This window comes from Zoogloea sp., from assembly GCF_030157465.1.
GTDB lineage: Bacteria > Pseudomonadota > Gammaproteobacteria > Burkholderiales > Rhodocyclaceae > Zoogloea.
In genome coordinates this window covers 1-14,448 of record NZ_JAOAUU010000142.1, presented here as the reverse complement: position 1 = coordinate 14,448, position 14,448 = coordinate 1, and the positions used below count along the sequence as shown (strand labels likewise).

The following is a 14,448-nucleotide window of genomic DNA, read 5'->3' as shown; positions in this document are numbered from 1 at the left end:
CTGAAGGAGAAGCACAATGGACACCCAAATCTCGGTTCGCATCAGCCGCAAGGCTGTCGAGGCCACTGACATCGTTTCACTGGAACTGGCCCCGCTGGAAGGCGCCAGCCTGCCGCCCTTCAGCGCCGGCTCCCACATCGACGTGGAGGTGAAGCCCGGCCTGGTACGCCAGTATTCCCTGTGCAACGACCCCACCGAATCCCACCGTTACCTGATCGGCGTGCTGCGCGACCCCGCATCCCGGGGCGGCTCCACGGCGGTGCATGACCTGCTGCAGGAAGGGCAGGTGCTGCGCATCAGCGCGCCGCGCAACCACTTTGCGCTGGTGCCGGCGGGGCGCTCGCTGCTTTTTGCCGGCGGCATTGGCGTGACGCCCATCCTGTGCATGGCCGAGCGCCTGGCCCAGAGCGGGGCCGATTTCGAGATGCATTACTGCGCCCGCTCGGCCGACCGTGCCGCCTTTGTCGAGCGCATCCGCGCCTCGCGCTTTGCCGACCGGGTGCATTTTCATTACGACGACGGCGATGCCGACCAGAAGCTCAAGCTCGCCGAGGTGCTCGCCGGGGCTGCGGCCGACACCCACCTGTATGTTTGCGGCCCGGGCGGTTTCATCGACTTTGTCACCCAGGGCGCGGCAACGCTGGGCTGGCCGCAGGAGCGCGTGCACTTTGAATACTTCGCCGGCCAGAAGGTGGATACCTCGCTCGATGGCAGCTTTGATGTCAAGCTGGCCAGCAGCGGCAAGATCGTCACCGTGCCGCCCACCAAGACCGTGGTGGTGGCCCTGCGCGAGGCCGGCGTCAATATCGAGGTTTCGTGCGAGCAGGGCGTGTGCGGAACCTGCCTGACCCGGGTGCTCGACGGCGAGATCGACCACCGCGACCAGTACTTCACCGACGAGGAAAAAGCCGCCAATGACCAGTTCATGCCCTGCTGCTCCCGCGCCAAAGGCAAGCTGCTTGTTCTCGATCTGTAGCGCATGAGCGGCCCCGCCACCGGGCGCCCCGCGTCCGTGCCTGCCGCCTGGCTGGCGGTGGTCCTGCTGTGGTCCACCACGCCGCTGGCAATCAACTGGAGCCTCGAGGGCGGCAGCTTCGCCTTCGCCGTCTTCTCGCGGATGCTCATCGGGCTGCTGTGCGCGGTGCTGGTGCTGCTGGCCACCGGCGTGGGCTTTCCGCTGCGGCGGGAGGTGTGGCCGGCCTATCTGGTCGGCGGCACGAGCCTATTCGGCACCATGCTGTGCACCTACTGGGGCGCGCAGTTCATCCACTCCGGCCTGCTTTCGGTGATCTTCGGCCTGTCGCCGCTGGTTACCAGCGTGATGGCGGTGCTGTGGCTGAAGGAGCGTGCGCTGACGCCGGTGCGCGTGGTGGGCATGCTGCTCGCGCTGGGCGGGCTGGTGATCGTGTTTGGCGACGGGCAGGGCCTCGGCAGCCCGCAGGCCAGCATCGGACTGGCCGCCGTGTTGCTGGCGGTCTTCATCAACTCGGCGGGCCTGGTGTGGATGAAGCGCGTGGCCGGCCACACCCCGCCGCTGGCCATCACCGCCGGAGTGATGCTGGTCTCGCTGCCGCTCTTCGGCCTCGCCTGGCTGATCACCGACGGCCACTGGCCGGCCAGCCTGCCGCTGCGCAGTGTGCTGGCGATTGCCTATCTGGGCGTCTTCGGTTCGGTGCTCGGCTTTGCGCTTTACTACTATCTGATGAAGCACATGGACGCGGCGGCGCTGGCCCTGATCACCGTCGTCACGCCGCTGCTGGCGCTGTTTCTGGGGCGCTTTTTCAACGACGAAGCGCTGCCGGCCCAGGTGTGGGCCGGGGCCGCAACGATCAGTGCAGGCCTGTTCCTGCATCAACGGGGCCTGCCGGCGCTGCCGGCCTTCCTCAAACGGAGAACATCATGAATTCAAGCGACAAGAAGCCCGTGGCGCTCATCACCGGCGTCGGGCCGGGCACAGGCTCGGCCCTGGTGCGGCGCTTCGTGGCCGGCGGCTACCGGGTGGCCATGCTGGCCCGCGACGCGAGCCGGCTGGCCGCACTGGAGGCGGAACTCCCCGATGCCCGGGCCTTTGCCTGCGACGTGAGCGACAGCGCGGCGGTGGCCGAGGTGCTGGCCCGGGTGCGGGCCGAACTCGGCACTCCCGCGGTGCTGATCCATAACGCGGTGGCGGGCGGTCGAGCCTCCTTCCTCGACATGGACCCGTCGCTGCTGGAGCGGGGTTTCCAGGTCAACGTGATGGCCCTGCTGCACCTGGCCCGCGCGCTGGCGCCGGACATGATCGCCGCCGGCGCGGGCGCCATCATCGTCACCGGCAACACGTCATCGCAGCGCGGCCGGGCGCCGTTTGCCGGGCTGGCGCCCACCAAGGCGGCCCAGCGCATCCTGTGCGAATCGATGGCCCGGGAACTCGGGCCGCAGGGGGTGCATGTGGCCTACGTGGTCATCGACGCGGTGATCGACGTGCCATGGACCCGCCGCGCCTTTGCCGCGCAGCCGGACAGTTTCTTCATGCAGCCGGCCGCCATCGCCGGTGAGGTCTGGCACCTGGCCCACCAGGACCGCAGCGCGTGGAGCTTTCTCCATGAACTGCGGCCGTTTGGCGAAACCTGGTAGCAGAACCAGAAAGATCCGTTCGCTCTAAGTGTGTCGAAAGGCAGAGGCAGAGCCGGGTTAATAGCCGCACACTTTGTAGTGGCGACTTCAGTCGCCCACGCGCCCTGATTGCAGCGCTTCGTCCCAGGCGGCGCTGGTCAGCTGCGGGTTAAGGCGCGCGATTGCGGCACGAAGGCGCTCGACCAGGAGCACCTGCTGGGTAGCTGCGGCGTTCCGGGTTTGCGCCCCACGCACTGCCTGATTGCCGATGCGAACCAGTTCCGCCGACCAGTGTTCAGTGTTAGCTGTTTTCATGTTCACCACCGTTAATAAAGGCCCGGAACGAGTTCCAGACCTGACTATCGTAGATAGAGCTTGTCCGTGACATTCCAGCGCACCGCATCGATCTGCGGCTGGGCCAGCGCCAGCAGGTGCCGGCCGGCGAGTCGGAACACGTCCGCCGAAAACCCGCTTCGGGCCTTGTTGAACGCCTGGGCGCTGACTTCCCGACGACGGACCCAGCGCCCTTCAACTGGCCAAGGGGTTTGGCGTTAAGTTGAGAGCAATGTCTGCCCAGCTCAGTCGAAGCGGATATCCCGCACAGGGTCCGTGCCGTCGAAACCCTCGGCGGCGGTTTTTACGAAGGCGTAGAAGCCGGTGAGCGCGTCGGTGGGGCTGTACAGCTCGATCATGTGGCCGTACTCGGCCACCGTGTCGACCATCGCAAACGCAAAGCCGTCGTTCATTTCGGCGTAGAGGGCGATCTCGCGCCCGGCGGCCTGGTGGGCGGCGATGGCGTCGGGCAGGTCGTCCACGAACAGGGCGACGTGGTGGATGCCTTCGGTGCCGCTGCCTTCCGGGTACATGTCGTGGAAGGCCGACGGGCCGGGGTTGTTCTGCTGGACGAACTCGACCATCAGCTCGCCCCACTGGCCGTAGGCGGAGCTGTGGTCGAGCCGGCCTTCGCGGCCCCGGTACAGCGCCTTGCGCAGCGGGATGTGCTCCGCGACGAAGTAGGGGCCGGAGCCGAACAGGGCGGCATGGCGTGCCGCCGCCACGCGCACGTCGGGGACGAAGTAGGCGATCTGGCGGATCGGCAGCGCCATGTTCAGCAGCCCTTGTAGGTGGCCGGACGCTTGCCGAGGAAGGCGTCGACGGCTTCCTTGAAATCTGCGGTGGCGGCGCAGGTGGCAAAACCCTGGCGTTCGGCTTCGAGCTGGCCGGCAAAATCCCGCTCGAAGGAGCGCCGCATCAGCTGCTTGAGGGTGCCCTGGGCGATGGGCGCGCCGGCGGCAAGGCGGCGGGCCAGCGTGTTCGTTTCGTCGGCCAGGCTGTCGGCCGGCACGACCCGGTTGACGAGGCCGAGGCGCAGGGCTTCGGCGGCGTCGATGGGGTCGGAGAGCAGGGCGATTTCCAGCGCCTTGTGCAGGCCGACGGTGCGCGGCAGGCTCCAGGAGGCGCCGAGGTCGCAGCAGGTTCCGAGATTTACATAGGCGAAATTGAAGCGGGTGGTGTCGGCCGCGACGATCAGGTCGCAGGCGAGGGCCATGCTCATGCCGGCGCCGGCCACCGGGCCCTGGATGCTGGCGATCACCGGCGCGCGCAGCGTGGTGAGGATTGCCAGCGCGGCGTTGAGGGGTTCGATCAGCGTGGCGGGCACCGAGGCCGGATCGTCGCGGAACTGGCTGATGTCGCCGCCGGCCATGAAGGCACGGCCCTCGCCACTGAGGATGACGACGCGCACTTCAGGGTCGGCCTGCAGGCGGCGGACGGCGGCCAGCAGGGCCTGGGCGGTAGCGCTGTCGATGGCGTTGAGCACTTTGGGCCGGTTGAAGTGCAGGCGATGAACGCCGCCTTCGCGGGTTTCGATGATGGGGGTGTCGCTCATGGTGTTGTCTCCTTTTTTTGCGTCAGGTGCAGGTGCGCTGTTGTGCCTGTGTTGGGGCGACTTCAGCACGGGTAGGTCGGGTTGGCCCGCAGGGCGTAACCCGACACCAACATGAACATTGATGGACACGTCCGATGTCGGGTTACGCCCTGCGGGCTAACCCGACCTACTCAGGCTTTCATGGCCTACATGGGCAACTGGGGGCCGGCGGTGAGGGTCACGCCGCCATCGACGACGAGGCCGTGGCCGGTGATGAAATCCGCGTCGTCGCTGGCCAGCATGAGGGCCGCGCGGGCGATGTCTTCGGGGCGGCCGAGGCGTTTGACGGCGGCGGCCTGCTCCCACTGGGCGCGCACTTCGGGGATCTCAAACAGGCCGGCGGTCATGCCGGTTTCGATGGCGCCCGGCAGCAGGTAGTTGGCGGTGATGCCAAAGCGGCCGACTTCCTTGGCGATGGTCTTGGTGAGGCCGGCCACAGCGTGCTTGGAGGCGGCGTAGGCACCGCAGCTGTGGTCGGTGAAGTGGGCGAGGATCGAGCCGGTGTTGATGATGCGGCCGCGGCCGGTGGTCCTGGCGCGTTCGATCAGCACGGGGATGGCGTGGCGACAGGTGCGCATCACGGCATGCACGTTGACTTCGAAGGTGCGCAGCCAGTCGTCGTCGGGCATTGCGGATACCGGCGAGACGGGCACGATGCCGGCGTTGTTGAAGAGGATGTCGAGCCCGCCGAACTTCTCGAGGGCGAGGGCGACCATCTTTTGCGGGGCATCGGCGTCGGTGACGTTGAGCGCCAGCGCGGCGATGTTCGGGTTGCCGGCATGCACGCTGGCGATGGCCGAGCCGGGCAGATCCACGGCCACGACCGACGCGCCTTCGGCGGCGAACAGTTCAACCGTGGCCCGGCCAATGCCGGAGGCGCCGCCGGTAATGATGGCCACACGGCCGCCGAGTCTTTGATGGGTGCTCATTGCTTGTCTCGCTCCTTTGAATTTTTGGGCAGGTTTTGGTGGGGGCCTTTCTAGCCCCGGGCCCGGTAGTCCCGGTAGATCTTCTCCATCACCATCAGGGGCTGGTCGTGGCGGGTGAGATTGTAGGGGGCGATGTTTACGGCGCGCAGGAAGGCGCGCTCGAGGCGCCCGGCGTTGAGGTCGACTTCGATGATATTGACGCAGGCCGGATCTTGCTCGAAAGCCTTGATGGCCGCGATGTCGGCGCCGATCACGTGCGTCAGCAGCACCCGGTTGACGCCGTCGTGGGCCACGACGAGCGCAGTGCGCCAGTCGTCCCGGGCGAGCAGATCGTTCCAGGCGGCGTGCACGCGGGTGGCCAGGTCGCGCCAGGCCTCGCCGCGGATGAAGGCGCCGTCCGGATCGTGGGCGGTTTCGTAGGCGTAGGCGATTTCCCGCTCCTGGTGTTCGGGCGGAATCTCGCGCAGGCGGCCAGCCCGGACTTCCTTGAGGCGATGCTCTTCGGCAAGGGGAAGGGTGCGTTCGCCCAGCACGATGCGGGCGGTTTCGACGGTGCGGGCGAGGCCCGAGCACAGGGCCAGATCGAAGGGGACGCCCCCGAGCATTTCGGCCGCGGCACGGGCCTGATCGCGGCCGGCCGGGGTGAGGGGCACGCTGCGCGGGTCGTAGGGATTGCCGCTGGCGTCGAAATAGCTGACCTGGGCGTGGCGCATCAGGTAGATGCGGCGGCGGTTGCCGGGAAGGCCTTGCATAGGGTGGAGGGCTCCGGTTGGCCGGGGCAGGGGGCTGCCCCGGAGGTCTGCCGCGCCCGGCTCACCGGGCAACGGCGGGACGCGGGGGCGGGTCAGTAGCTGTAGAAACCCTGGCCGCTCTTGCGACCGAGGTAGCCGGCATCCACCATTTCCTTGAGCAGCGGCGCAGGCCGGTACTTGGGGTCGTTGAAGCCGGCGTAGAACATTTCCATCACTGCCAGCATGGTGTCAAGGCCGATCAGGTCGGTCAGGGCCAGGGGGCCGATGGGGTGGTTGCAGCCGAGCTTCATGCCTTCGTCGATGTCGGCGGCGCTGGCAAGGCCTTCCTGCAGCGCAAAGATGGCCTCGTTGATCATCGGGCACAGGATGCGGTTCACCGCGAAGCCCGGGCTGTTTCTGGCCACGATGGCGGTTTTGCCGATGGTGGCGGCAAAACCCTGGGCCGCGGCCAGGGTGGCGTCGGAGGTTTGCAGGCCGCGAATCAGTTCGACCAGGGCCATCAGCGGCACCGGATTGAAGAAGTGCATGCCGACGAACCGATCCGGATGCGACACCGCGGCGGCAAGCTTGGTGATGGACAGGGACGAGGTGTTGCTGGCGATGACGGCGGCCGGTGAAACGATCGCGTCGATCTCCTTGAGGATGCGCAGCTTGAGGCCTTCGTTCTCGGTGGCCGCCTCGATCACGAGATCGGCGCCGGCCAGATCCGCGTAGGCCGTGGAGCCCCGAATCCGGGCGACGGCGGCATCCCGGTCGGCCTGGGTGATCTTTTCCTTCTTGAGCAGCCGGTCGAGGCTGCCCGCCACCACGCCCAGCCCGCGCTGAACGGCGTCGGCCGATATATCCACCATCACCACGTCCAGGCCCGCCACTGCGCACACCTGCGCGATGCCGTTGCCCATGGTGCCGGCACCGATCACTCCGATTGTCTTGATTGCCATGCTTCGTCTCCTTGTTCGGGGGTGTTGTTAAATGCGTTCGAAGATTGCGGCGATGCCCTGGCCGCCGCCGATGCACATGGTCACCAGCGCGTAGCGGCCGCCGCTGCGGTGCAGTTCGGCGATGGCCTTGGTGGTGATGATGGCGCCGGTGGCGCCGACCGGATGGCCGAGGGAAATCCCCGAGCCGTTGGGGTTCACCTTGGCCGGATCGAGGCCGAGTTCGCGGGTGACTGCGCAGGCCTGGGCGGCAAAGGCCTCGTTGGCCTCGATGACGTCCAGATCCTCGATGCGCAGCCCGGTGCGCTGCAGCACGAGGCGTGTGGCCGGAACCGGGCCGATGCCCATGTAGGCCGGTTCGACGCCGGCGTGGGCATAGCCCACCAGGCGGGCCAGCGGCTTGACGCCCAACGTTGCCGCGCGCCTGGCTTCCATCAGCACCACGGCGGCCGCGCCATCGTTGAGGCCGGAGGCGTTGCCCGGCGTTACGGTGCCGCCTTTCTGGAAGATGGCTTTCATGTTGCTCAGGGCTTCGAGGCTCACGTCGCCGCGCACGTGCTCGTCGGTGTCAAAGGCCACCATGCCCTTGCGGGTCTTGATTTCAACCGGGGTGATCTGGTCCCGGAAACGGCCTTCGGCAATGGCGCGAACGGCGCGCTGCTGGCTTTCCAGGGCGAGGGCGTCCTGCATTTCGCGGGTGATGCCGTAGCGGGCGGCGACGTTTTCGGCGGTGACGCCCATGTGGAACTTCTGCCACGGGTCGTGGAGGATTCCGTTCATGTAATCGAGAGCCGGCGTGTCACCCATGCGCGCGCCCCAGCGCAGGGTCGGCAGGATGTAGGGGCCGCGGCTCATGGCCTCGGCGCCGCCGCCGATGGCGATGTCGGTATCACCCAGCAGGATCGACTGGGCCGCCGAAACGATGGCCTGGAGCCCGGAACCACACAGGCGGTTTACGTTGAAGGCCGGCGTTTCGATGGGAATGCCCGAGTCGATGGCGGCCACGCGGCTCAGGTAGGCGTCGCGGGGTTCGGTGGGGATCACGTTGCCCATCACCACATGGCCGACTTCCGCGGCGTCGACACCGGAGCGGGCCAGCGCGGCGCTGACTGCGGTGGTGGCGAGCTGGCTGAGGGGAGTGTCCTTGAGGCTGCCGCCATAGGTGCCAATGGCGGTGCGGGCGGTGCCGACTACGAGGATTTCACGCTGCGTCATGATGGAGTCCGTTCCTTGGGTGGGTGATGTGCTGCATTCCGGCAGCAGGGCCGGGTGTGATCAGATCTTATCAAAAAAACAAGTTTGATGGTTTTTAATGAGCGGGCGTTCACGTGCTGGCGCAAGCCGGGCAGCGTTTTGGCAAAGCACACAACAAATTGATCGAAAGAGCTTGGCAGGCCGGATTTTTATGCTTACTATTAAAAACGAACACGACGGTTTGTTTTTGTTGTGTGTCGCAAGGTGTGTCTCCCTGCTTTAAGCGTATTTCTCTCCCTAGCGCTTATCTGCAGCTTCATCCGGGTGGTCGCCCACCGCAGCCACCCGGATCTTTCTCCCCGGCCACGGGAGACGCACCGGCTCCAGCGGGAGGATCACCACAACAAGAGAGCGGCAGATGTCCCTGACCATCGGAATTGCAGCAGAAACCCTGTCCGGCGAACGGCGCTTGCCTGTTGTGCCGGACGTGGTCAAAAAATACCTGGCCTTTGGCGCCAAGGTGCTCATGCAGAAGGGCGCCGGCCGCCAGGCCCATTACCGCGACGAAGACTTTTCCGACGTGGAATTCGTCGACCAGGTCGAGCAGATTTTTGCCCGCGCCGACATCGTGCTGTGCGTACAGCCTCCGTCTGCCGAACTGGTGGATGCGATGAAGCCGGGCGCCGTGCTGCTTGGCATGCTGCAGCCCTGGGGCAGCGCCGAACGCGCCCGCCATCTGGCCGGACGCAAGATCACCGCCTTCGCCCTGGAGCTGCTGCCCCGCATCTCCCGCGCCCAGAGCATGGACGTGCTGTCCAGCCAGGCCGCGGTGGCCGGCTACGAATGTGCGCTGATCGCCGCCGACCATTCGCCGCGCTTCTTTCCGATGCTCACCTACGCGGCCGGCACCATCCGCCCGGCCAAGGTGCTGGTGATCGGCGCCGGCGTGGCCGGCCTGCAGGCCATTGCCACCGCCAAGCGCATCGGCGCGATGGTCGAAGCCTATGACGTGCGCCCGGAAACCCGCGAGCAGATCGAATCCCTTGGCGCCAAGTTTGTGGATACCGGCGTGTCGGCGGCCGGCACCGGCGGCTACGCCCGGGAGCTGACCGACGAGGAAAAGGCCAGACAGGCCGAGCGCCTCGGCCGGGCGGTTGCCCAGTGCGACGCGCTGATCACCACCGCGGCGATCCCGGGCCGCAGGGCGCCGGTGATCATCACCGCCGACATGGTGGCGCGCATGAAGCCTGGCTCGGTGGTGGTCGACATGGCCGCTGAGACCGGCGGCAACGTGGAAGGCACGGTGGCCGGCGAAAAAACCTGGGTGAACGACGTGCTGCTTTTGGGCCCCACCCACATCGCCAGCCGCATGCCGGCCCACGCCTCCGAAATGCTGGCCAAGAACTTCCTTAACTTTGCCACCCCGTTCATCAAGAGCGGCGCGCTGTCCCTCGACTGGGAAGACGAAGTGATTGCCGGCGCCTGCCTTACCCACGACGGCGCGGTACGACACGCCGGCGTCCGCCAGGCCCTCGGCCTTTAAACCTGGAGAAACGACCATGGAAGGTTTGGCTTACCTCTACATCTTCATGCTGGCCGGTTTTACCGGCTATGAAGTGATTTCCCGCGTGCCGGTGATCCTGCACACCCCGCTGATGTCCGGCTCCAACTTTGTGCACGGCGTGGTGCTGGTGGGCGGCATGGTGGCCCTCGGCAACGCCGATCCGGCCGAACCCTTGCAGCTCGCCATCGGCTTTGCCGCGGTGCTGCTCGGCGCCGCCAACGCGGCCGGCGGCTACGTGGTGACCGAACGCATGCTGGCCATGTTCAAGGGCAAGAAGGGGGCCACCAAGTGAGCGCACATTTCTCGCAGTTTCCGGTTCTCGGCTTCATCCACGCGGCCTATTTTGCGGTGGCGGTGGTCTTCATTCTCGGCCTCAAGGCCATGAGCTCACCCGTTACCGCCCGCCGCGGGGTGGTGTGGGCAGGCTACGCGATGATCGCCGCCACGGTGGTCACCTTTGCCTGGCCCGGCATGCAGAACTTCGGCCTGATGGTGCTGGCCATTGCCATCGGTACCGTGGTGGCCTGGGTGTCTGGCAAGAAGGTGGCGATGACCGACATGCCGCAGATGGTCGCCATCTACAACGGCATGGGCGGCGGCGCGGCGGCGGCCATTGCGGCGGTGGAATTTGCCCGCGGCGAGATGCATGGTGTCGTGATCACGCTGCTGGCGACGCTGGGTGCGCTGATCGGCGCAGTGTCGTTTTCCGGCTCGGTCGTGGCCTGGGCCAAGTTGCAGGGGGTGATGAAGTCGGCCTTCCGGCTGCCTGCCCAGAATGCGGTGAACATCGTGCTGGCGCTCGCTACGGTCGGGCTTGGCGCGGCCATCGTGATCGCTCCGCAGATCGATCCGATGCTGGTTGGCGCCTTCTTCGTGCTCGCGCTGATCCTCGGCATGGTCATCACGCTGCCCATCGGCGGCGCCGACATGCCGGTGGTGATTTCCCTGTTCAACGCCTTTACCGGCCTTGCTGTGGGTTTCGAGGGCTTCGTGATGGGCATTCCGGCACTGATCATCGCCGGTATCGTCGTCGGCGCAGCGGGCACGCTGCTCACCCAGTTGATGGCCAAGGCCATGAACCGTCCGATCAGCAACATTCTCTTCGTTCCGATGGCAGCTGCCGGTGGCGGTGAGGCGGTGGAAGGCGAGCAGAAGGAAATCGGCGCGATGGATGCGGCGGCAATGATGCGCTACGCCAGCAAGGTCATCATCATTCCGGGCTACGGCATGGCGGTGGCCGGTGCCCAGCACAAGGTCTGGGAAATGACCGAAATGCTGGAAGAGGCGGGCGTCGAGGTGGTGTTCGCGATCCACCCGGTGGCGGGGCGTATGCCCGGCCACATGAACGTGCTGCTGGCCGAGGCCGGTGTGCCCTACGAGAAGATCTTCGACCTGGAAGAGATCAACGGTGATTTCGCCCAGGCCGACGTGGCCCTGGTGATCGGCGCCAACGACGTGGTGAACCCGTCGGCCCGCACCGACAAATCCAGCCCGATCTTCGGCATGCCGATTCTCAACGCCGATCTGGCGCAGAACGTCATCGTTGTAAAGCGCGGCAAGGGCACGGGTTACTCGGGCATCGAGAACGCGCTGTTCTACAAGGACAACACCCGCTTGCTGTACGGCTCGGCCCAGCAGGCGATTGGTGAAGTCATCCAGCACGTGAAGGCCATGTCGGTTTAACGCAGCAACACGAAAAAAACACCCCATAAAGGAGAGGAGTTTCAATGGACGCGAACAAGGAAACAACCGGCACGCCGGACATCGCCGCCTTCGCCGCCGCCTTCCTGAAAAAGGAAACCGGCGCGGATGGAGTCGAGATTCATAGCTGCAAACGCCTTGGTGGCGGGGCGATCCAGGAAAACCTGGCCCTCGATCTGACGATCACCGGCGGGCCGTGGGCCGGGCGCCACGAACTGGTGCTGCGCACCGATTCGCCGTCCAGCCTGGCGGTGAGCCTGGGCCGCGCCGAGGAGTTCGCGGTGCTGAAGGTGGCTTTTGCCGCCGGCGTGAAGGTGCCCGAGCCCCTCTGGCTGCACCAGGATGCCGGCGAGCTGGGCAAGGATTTCTATCTCATGCGCAAAGCCGGCGGTTCGGCCGCGGCCCGGCCGCTGGTGCGGGGCGATCTCACCACCGACGAGCGGGATGCCCTGCTTTTCGAGCTGGGTGGCGAGCTGGCCAAGCTGCACACGGTGCGGCCGCCGGTCGCGTCGCTCGATTTTCTGCCAATGCCCGACGGCACGCCGGCCCAATCCCGGGTGGCCGAATATCGGCGCCTGATCGACGCCATCGGCCGCCCCCAGCCGACGCTCGAATGGGCCTTGCGCTGGCTGGAACTCAACGCCCCGGCCAGCACCGAAACAACGCTGACCCACGGCGATTTTCGTACCGGCAATTACATGGTCGAGGACAAGCATCTGTCGGCCGTGCTCGACTGGGAGTTCGCCGGCTGGAGCGACCCGATGGAAGACCTGGGCTGGCTGTGCGCCCGCTGCTGGCGCTTCGGCGCCTGGGAACATGAAGTCGGCGGCGTTGGCGGCACGGCGGCCCTGGCCCGCGGCTACGCGTCCATTGCGGGCAAGCCCGTGGATCTGTCGCTGCTGCCCTACTGGGAAGTGATGGGCATCATGCGCTGGGCGGTGATCGCCCTGATGCAGGCCGAACGCCATGTGTCCGGTGAGCAGCCTTCGCTGGAACTGGCCCTAACCGGCCGCATGCTGCCGGAAATCGAACTGGACTTGATCCAGGAAATCCAGACCATCGAAAAGGAGCGTGCCCGCCATGCGTAGCCTGCCCACCGCCGCCGAACTCTTGAAGATCGCCCGTGAGGGCCTGCTCAACGAGCTGCTGCCCCATTTGCCCAAGGAACACCATTACACCGCGCTGATGGCCGCCAATGCGCTGGCCATTTCCATGCGCGAAATCCAGGCCGACGACAGCCAGCACAAGGCCGAGGCCGCGCTGCTGCACGAGCTTTACGGCAGCGCCGCACCGGACGAAGGCATGGACGCCCTGGCCGGACACCTGGCCCATGACCTGCGGGCCGGCCGCTTCGATGCCCGCCTCGACACCGTCGGCCAACTGCTGCTGGCCGAAGTGACGGCCCGCCTGCGGGTGTCCAACCCGAAATACCTCAAGCAGGCCGGCCTGAACTGAGCCACAGGAGACAGAACGTGAACTTCGACATCCCGGCCGAACTCAAGGCCTTGCAGGACAAGACCCGGCGCTTCATCGCCGAGGAAATCATCCCCTTCGAGAAAGACCCCCGCGTCACGTCCCACGGCCCGACCGAGGAACTCCGCAACGAGCTGGTCGCCAAGGCGAAGGCCGCCGGCCTCTTGACGCCCCATGCGTCGGTGGAGCTGGGCGGCCTTGGGCTGGATCACTTTGCCAAGGCCATCGTTTTCGAGGAAGCCGGCTATTCCACCCTCGGCCCGACCGCGCTCAATATCGCCGCGCCGGACGAAGGCAACATCCACCTGATGGAAGCCGTCGCCACCGAGGCGCAGAAGGATCGCTGGCTCAAGCCCCAGGTGGAAGGGAAGATCCGATCCTGTTTTTGCATGACCGAACCCGACCCGGGCGCCGGTGCCGATCCGTCGATGCTGCAAACCCTTGCAGTCAAGGACGGTGACGATTACGTGATCAACGGCCGCAAGTGGTTCATCACCGGCGCCACCGGGGCCAGCTACGCCATCATCATGGCCAAAATGGAAGACGGCACGGCCACGATGTTCCTGTCCGACATGAACGCGCCCGGCATCACCGTCGAGCGCAGCATGGACGCGCTGGATGCCTGCTTCACCGGCGGTCACGGCGTGGTGCGCTTCGACAACCTGCGCGTGCCGGCCAGCGACGTGCTGGGCAAGGTAGGGGAGGGCTTTCGTTATGCCCAGGTGCGCCTCGCGCCCGCGCGGCTGACCCACTGCATGCGCTGGCTGGGCCAGGCCCGGCGGGCCCATGACGTGGCCAGCGCCTACGCGCGCCGCCGCCAGGCCTTTGGCAAAGCCCTTGGCGAACACGAGGGCGTCGGCTTCATGCTGGCCGACAACGAGATGGACCTGCACACCAGCCGCCTGGCCATCTGGCACTGCGCGTGGGTGCTGGACCAGGGCGGCAAGGGCAAGAACGAATCGAGCATGGCCAAGGTGATCTGCTCCGAGGCCGAATGGCGGGTGGTGGACCGCTGCGTGCAGGTGCTGGGTGGCCAGGGCGTCACCGCCGAAACCATCGTGGCCCGCATCTGGTCCGACATGCGCGCCTTCCGCATCTACGACGGCCCGTCCGAAGTGCACCGCTGGAGCCTGGCACGCAACATCCTTAAAGAGCCCAAGGCCCGACACGGCGCGTAAGCGCATCGCCCGGCGGCGCTGGCTGCGACAAGGAATGGCTACGGATGATTTTCTGTTGGGGCGACTGAAGTCGCCCACGGACTTCGATCAAAGCTTGGGTAGGTCGGGTTAGCGCAGCGTAACCCGACATCGGACGTGTCCATCAATGTTCATGTTGGTGTCGGGTTACGCCCTGCGGGCTAACCCGACCTTGTATTATT

The 14,448-nt window shown here is 66.3% G+C and carries 16 protein-coding genes; 9 read left to right on the top strand and 7 right to left on the bottom strand.

The features are described 5' to 3' along the window. Positions 1-16: 16 nt before the first annotated feature. The 3 genes from Q1W26_RS17435 to Q1W26_RS17425 are packed head-to-tail and all read left to right on the top strand — an operon-like array spanning position 17 to position 2,613. The gene (locus Q1W26_RS17435) at positions 17-976 is read left to right on the top strand and encodes a PDR/VanB family oxidoreductase (RefSeq protein ID WP_300442777.1); all 960 of its coding nucleotides are present in this window, start codon (positions 17-19) and stop codon (positions 974-976) included. Between the two features lie 3 nt (positions 977-979). Further along, complete coding sequence (locus tag Q1W26_RS17430) at positions 980-1,903, top strand: DMT family transporter (RefSeq protein WP_300442775.1); 924 nt, start codon at positions 980-982, stop codon at positions 1,901-1,903. Further along, on the top strand, positions 1,900-2,613 hold the full coding sequence (locus Q1W26_RS17425; RefSeq protein WP_300442773.1) for an SDR family NAD(P)-dependent oxidoreductase: 714 nt from the start codon (positions 1,900-1,902) through the stop codon (positions 2,611-2,613). The genes Q1W26_RS17430 and Q1W26_RS17425 overlap by 4 nt, the downstream gene beginning before the upstream one ends. An 87-nt stretch (positions 2,614-2,700) precedes the next feature. On the opposite strand, the gene Q1W26_RS17420 is transcribed toward Q1W26_RS17425, so the two are convergent. The 7 genes from Q1W26_RS17420 to Q1W26_RS17390 all read right to left on the bottom strand — a co-directional run bounded on the left by Q1W26_RS17420 (position 2,701) and on the right by Q1W26_RS17390 (position 8,353). Next, positions 2,701-2,907, bottom strand: a complete 207-nt coding sequence (locus tag Q1W26_RS17420; RefSeq protein ID WP_300442771.1) for a hypothetical protein — start codon at positions 2,905-2,907, stop codon at positions 2,701-2,703. A 263-nt stretch (positions 2,908-3,170) separates the two neighbouring features. After that, positions 3,171-3,698: a VOC family protein gene (locus Q1W26_RS17415; RefSeq protein WP_300442769.1), complete on the bottom strand. Its 528-nt coding sequence runs from the start codon at positions 3,696-3,698 to the stop codon at positions 3,171-3,173. 2 nt (positions 3,699-3,700) lie between these two features. Further along, positions 3,701-4,480 (bottom strand): enoyl-CoA hydratase-related protein, encoded by a 780-nt coding sequence (locus Q1W26_RS17410; protein WP_300442767.1) that lies wholly within the window; start codon positions 4,478-4,480, stop codon positions 3,701-3,703. A 185-nt stretch (positions 4,481-4,665) separates the two neighbouring features. Then, positions 4,666-5,448: an SDR family NAD(P)-dependent oxidoreductase gene (locus Q1W26_RS17405; protein ID WP_300442766.1), complete on the bottom strand. Its 783-nt coding sequence runs from the start codon at positions 5,446-5,448 to the stop codon at positions 4,666-4,668. A gap of 50 nt (positions 5,449-5,498) precedes the next feature. Continuing rightward, the gene (locus tag Q1W26_RS17400) at positions 5,499-6,200 is read right to left on the bottom strand and encodes a histidine phosphatase family protein (RefSeq protein WP_300442765.1); all 702 of its coding nucleotides are present in this window, start codon (positions 6,198-6,200) and stop codon (positions 5,499-5,501) included. A gap of 92 nt (positions 6,201-6,292) precedes the next feature. Beyond that, the gene (locus Q1W26_RS17395; RefSeq protein WP_300442763.1) at positions 6,293-7,141 is read right to left on the bottom strand and encodes a 3-hydroxybutyryl-CoA dehydrogenase; all 849 of its coding nucleotides are present in this window, start codon (positions 7,139-7,141) and stop codon (positions 6,293-6,295) included. Positions 7,142-7,168: 27 nt separating this feature from the next. Continuing rightward, positions 7,169-8,353, bottom strand: coding sequence for an acetyl-CoA C-acyltransferase family protein (locus Q1W26_RS17390; RefSeq protein ID WP_300442761.1), 1,185 nt, complete (start codon positions 8,351-8,353; stop codon positions 7,169-7,171). A 397-nt stretch (positions 8,354-8,750) separates the two neighbouring features. On the opposite strand from Q1W26_RS17390, the gene Q1W26_RS17385 reads away from it, so the two are divergent. The 6 genes from Q1W26_RS17385 to Q1W26_RS17360 are packed head-to-tail and all read left to right on the top strand — an operon-like array spanning position 8,751 to position 14,248. Further along, positions 8,751-9,875: an NAD(P) transhydrogenase subunit alpha gene (locus Q1W26_RS17385; protein ID WP_300442759.1), complete on the top strand. Its 1,125-nt coding sequence runs from the start codon at positions 8,751-8,753 to the stop codon at positions 9,873-9,875. A gap of 16 nt (positions 9,876-9,891) precedes the next feature. Next, complete coding sequence (locus Q1W26_RS17380) at positions 9,892-10,188, top strand: NAD(P) transhydrogenase subunit alpha (RefSeq protein WP_300442757.1); 297 nt, start codon at positions 9,892-9,894, stop codon at positions 10,186-10,188. Continuing rightward, positions 10,185-11,579 (top strand): NAD(P)(+) transhydrogenase (Re/Si-specific) subunit beta, encoded by a 1,395-nt coding sequence (locus Q1W26_RS17375; protein WP_300442755.1) that lies wholly within the window; start codon positions 10,185-10,187, stop codon positions 11,577-11,579. Before Q1W26_RS17380 ends, Q1W26_RS17375 begins: the two co-directional genes overlap by 4 nt. A 44-nt stretch (positions 11,580-11,623) precedes the next feature. After that, a complete protein-coding gene (locus tag Q1W26_RS17370) occupies positions 11,624-12,685 on the top strand; it encodes a phosphotransferase family protein (RefSeq protein ID WP_300442753.1) in 1,062 nt (353 codons plus the stop codon). After that, a complete protein-coding gene (locus Q1W26_RS17365; protein ID WP_300442751.1) occupies positions 12,678-13,052 on the top strand; it encodes a DUF6285 domain-containing protein in 375 nt (124 codons plus the stop codon). Before Q1W26_RS17370 ends, Q1W26_RS17365 begins: the two co-directional genes overlap by 8 nt. Positions 13,053-13,069: 17 nt before the next feature. Continuing rightward, entirely contained in the window at positions 13,070-14,248 is a 1,179-nt protein-coding gene (locus tag Q1W26_RS17360; protein WP_300442749.1) for an acyl-CoA dehydrogenase family protein, read from the top strand. Positions 14,249-14,448 lie beyond the last annotated feature (200 nt).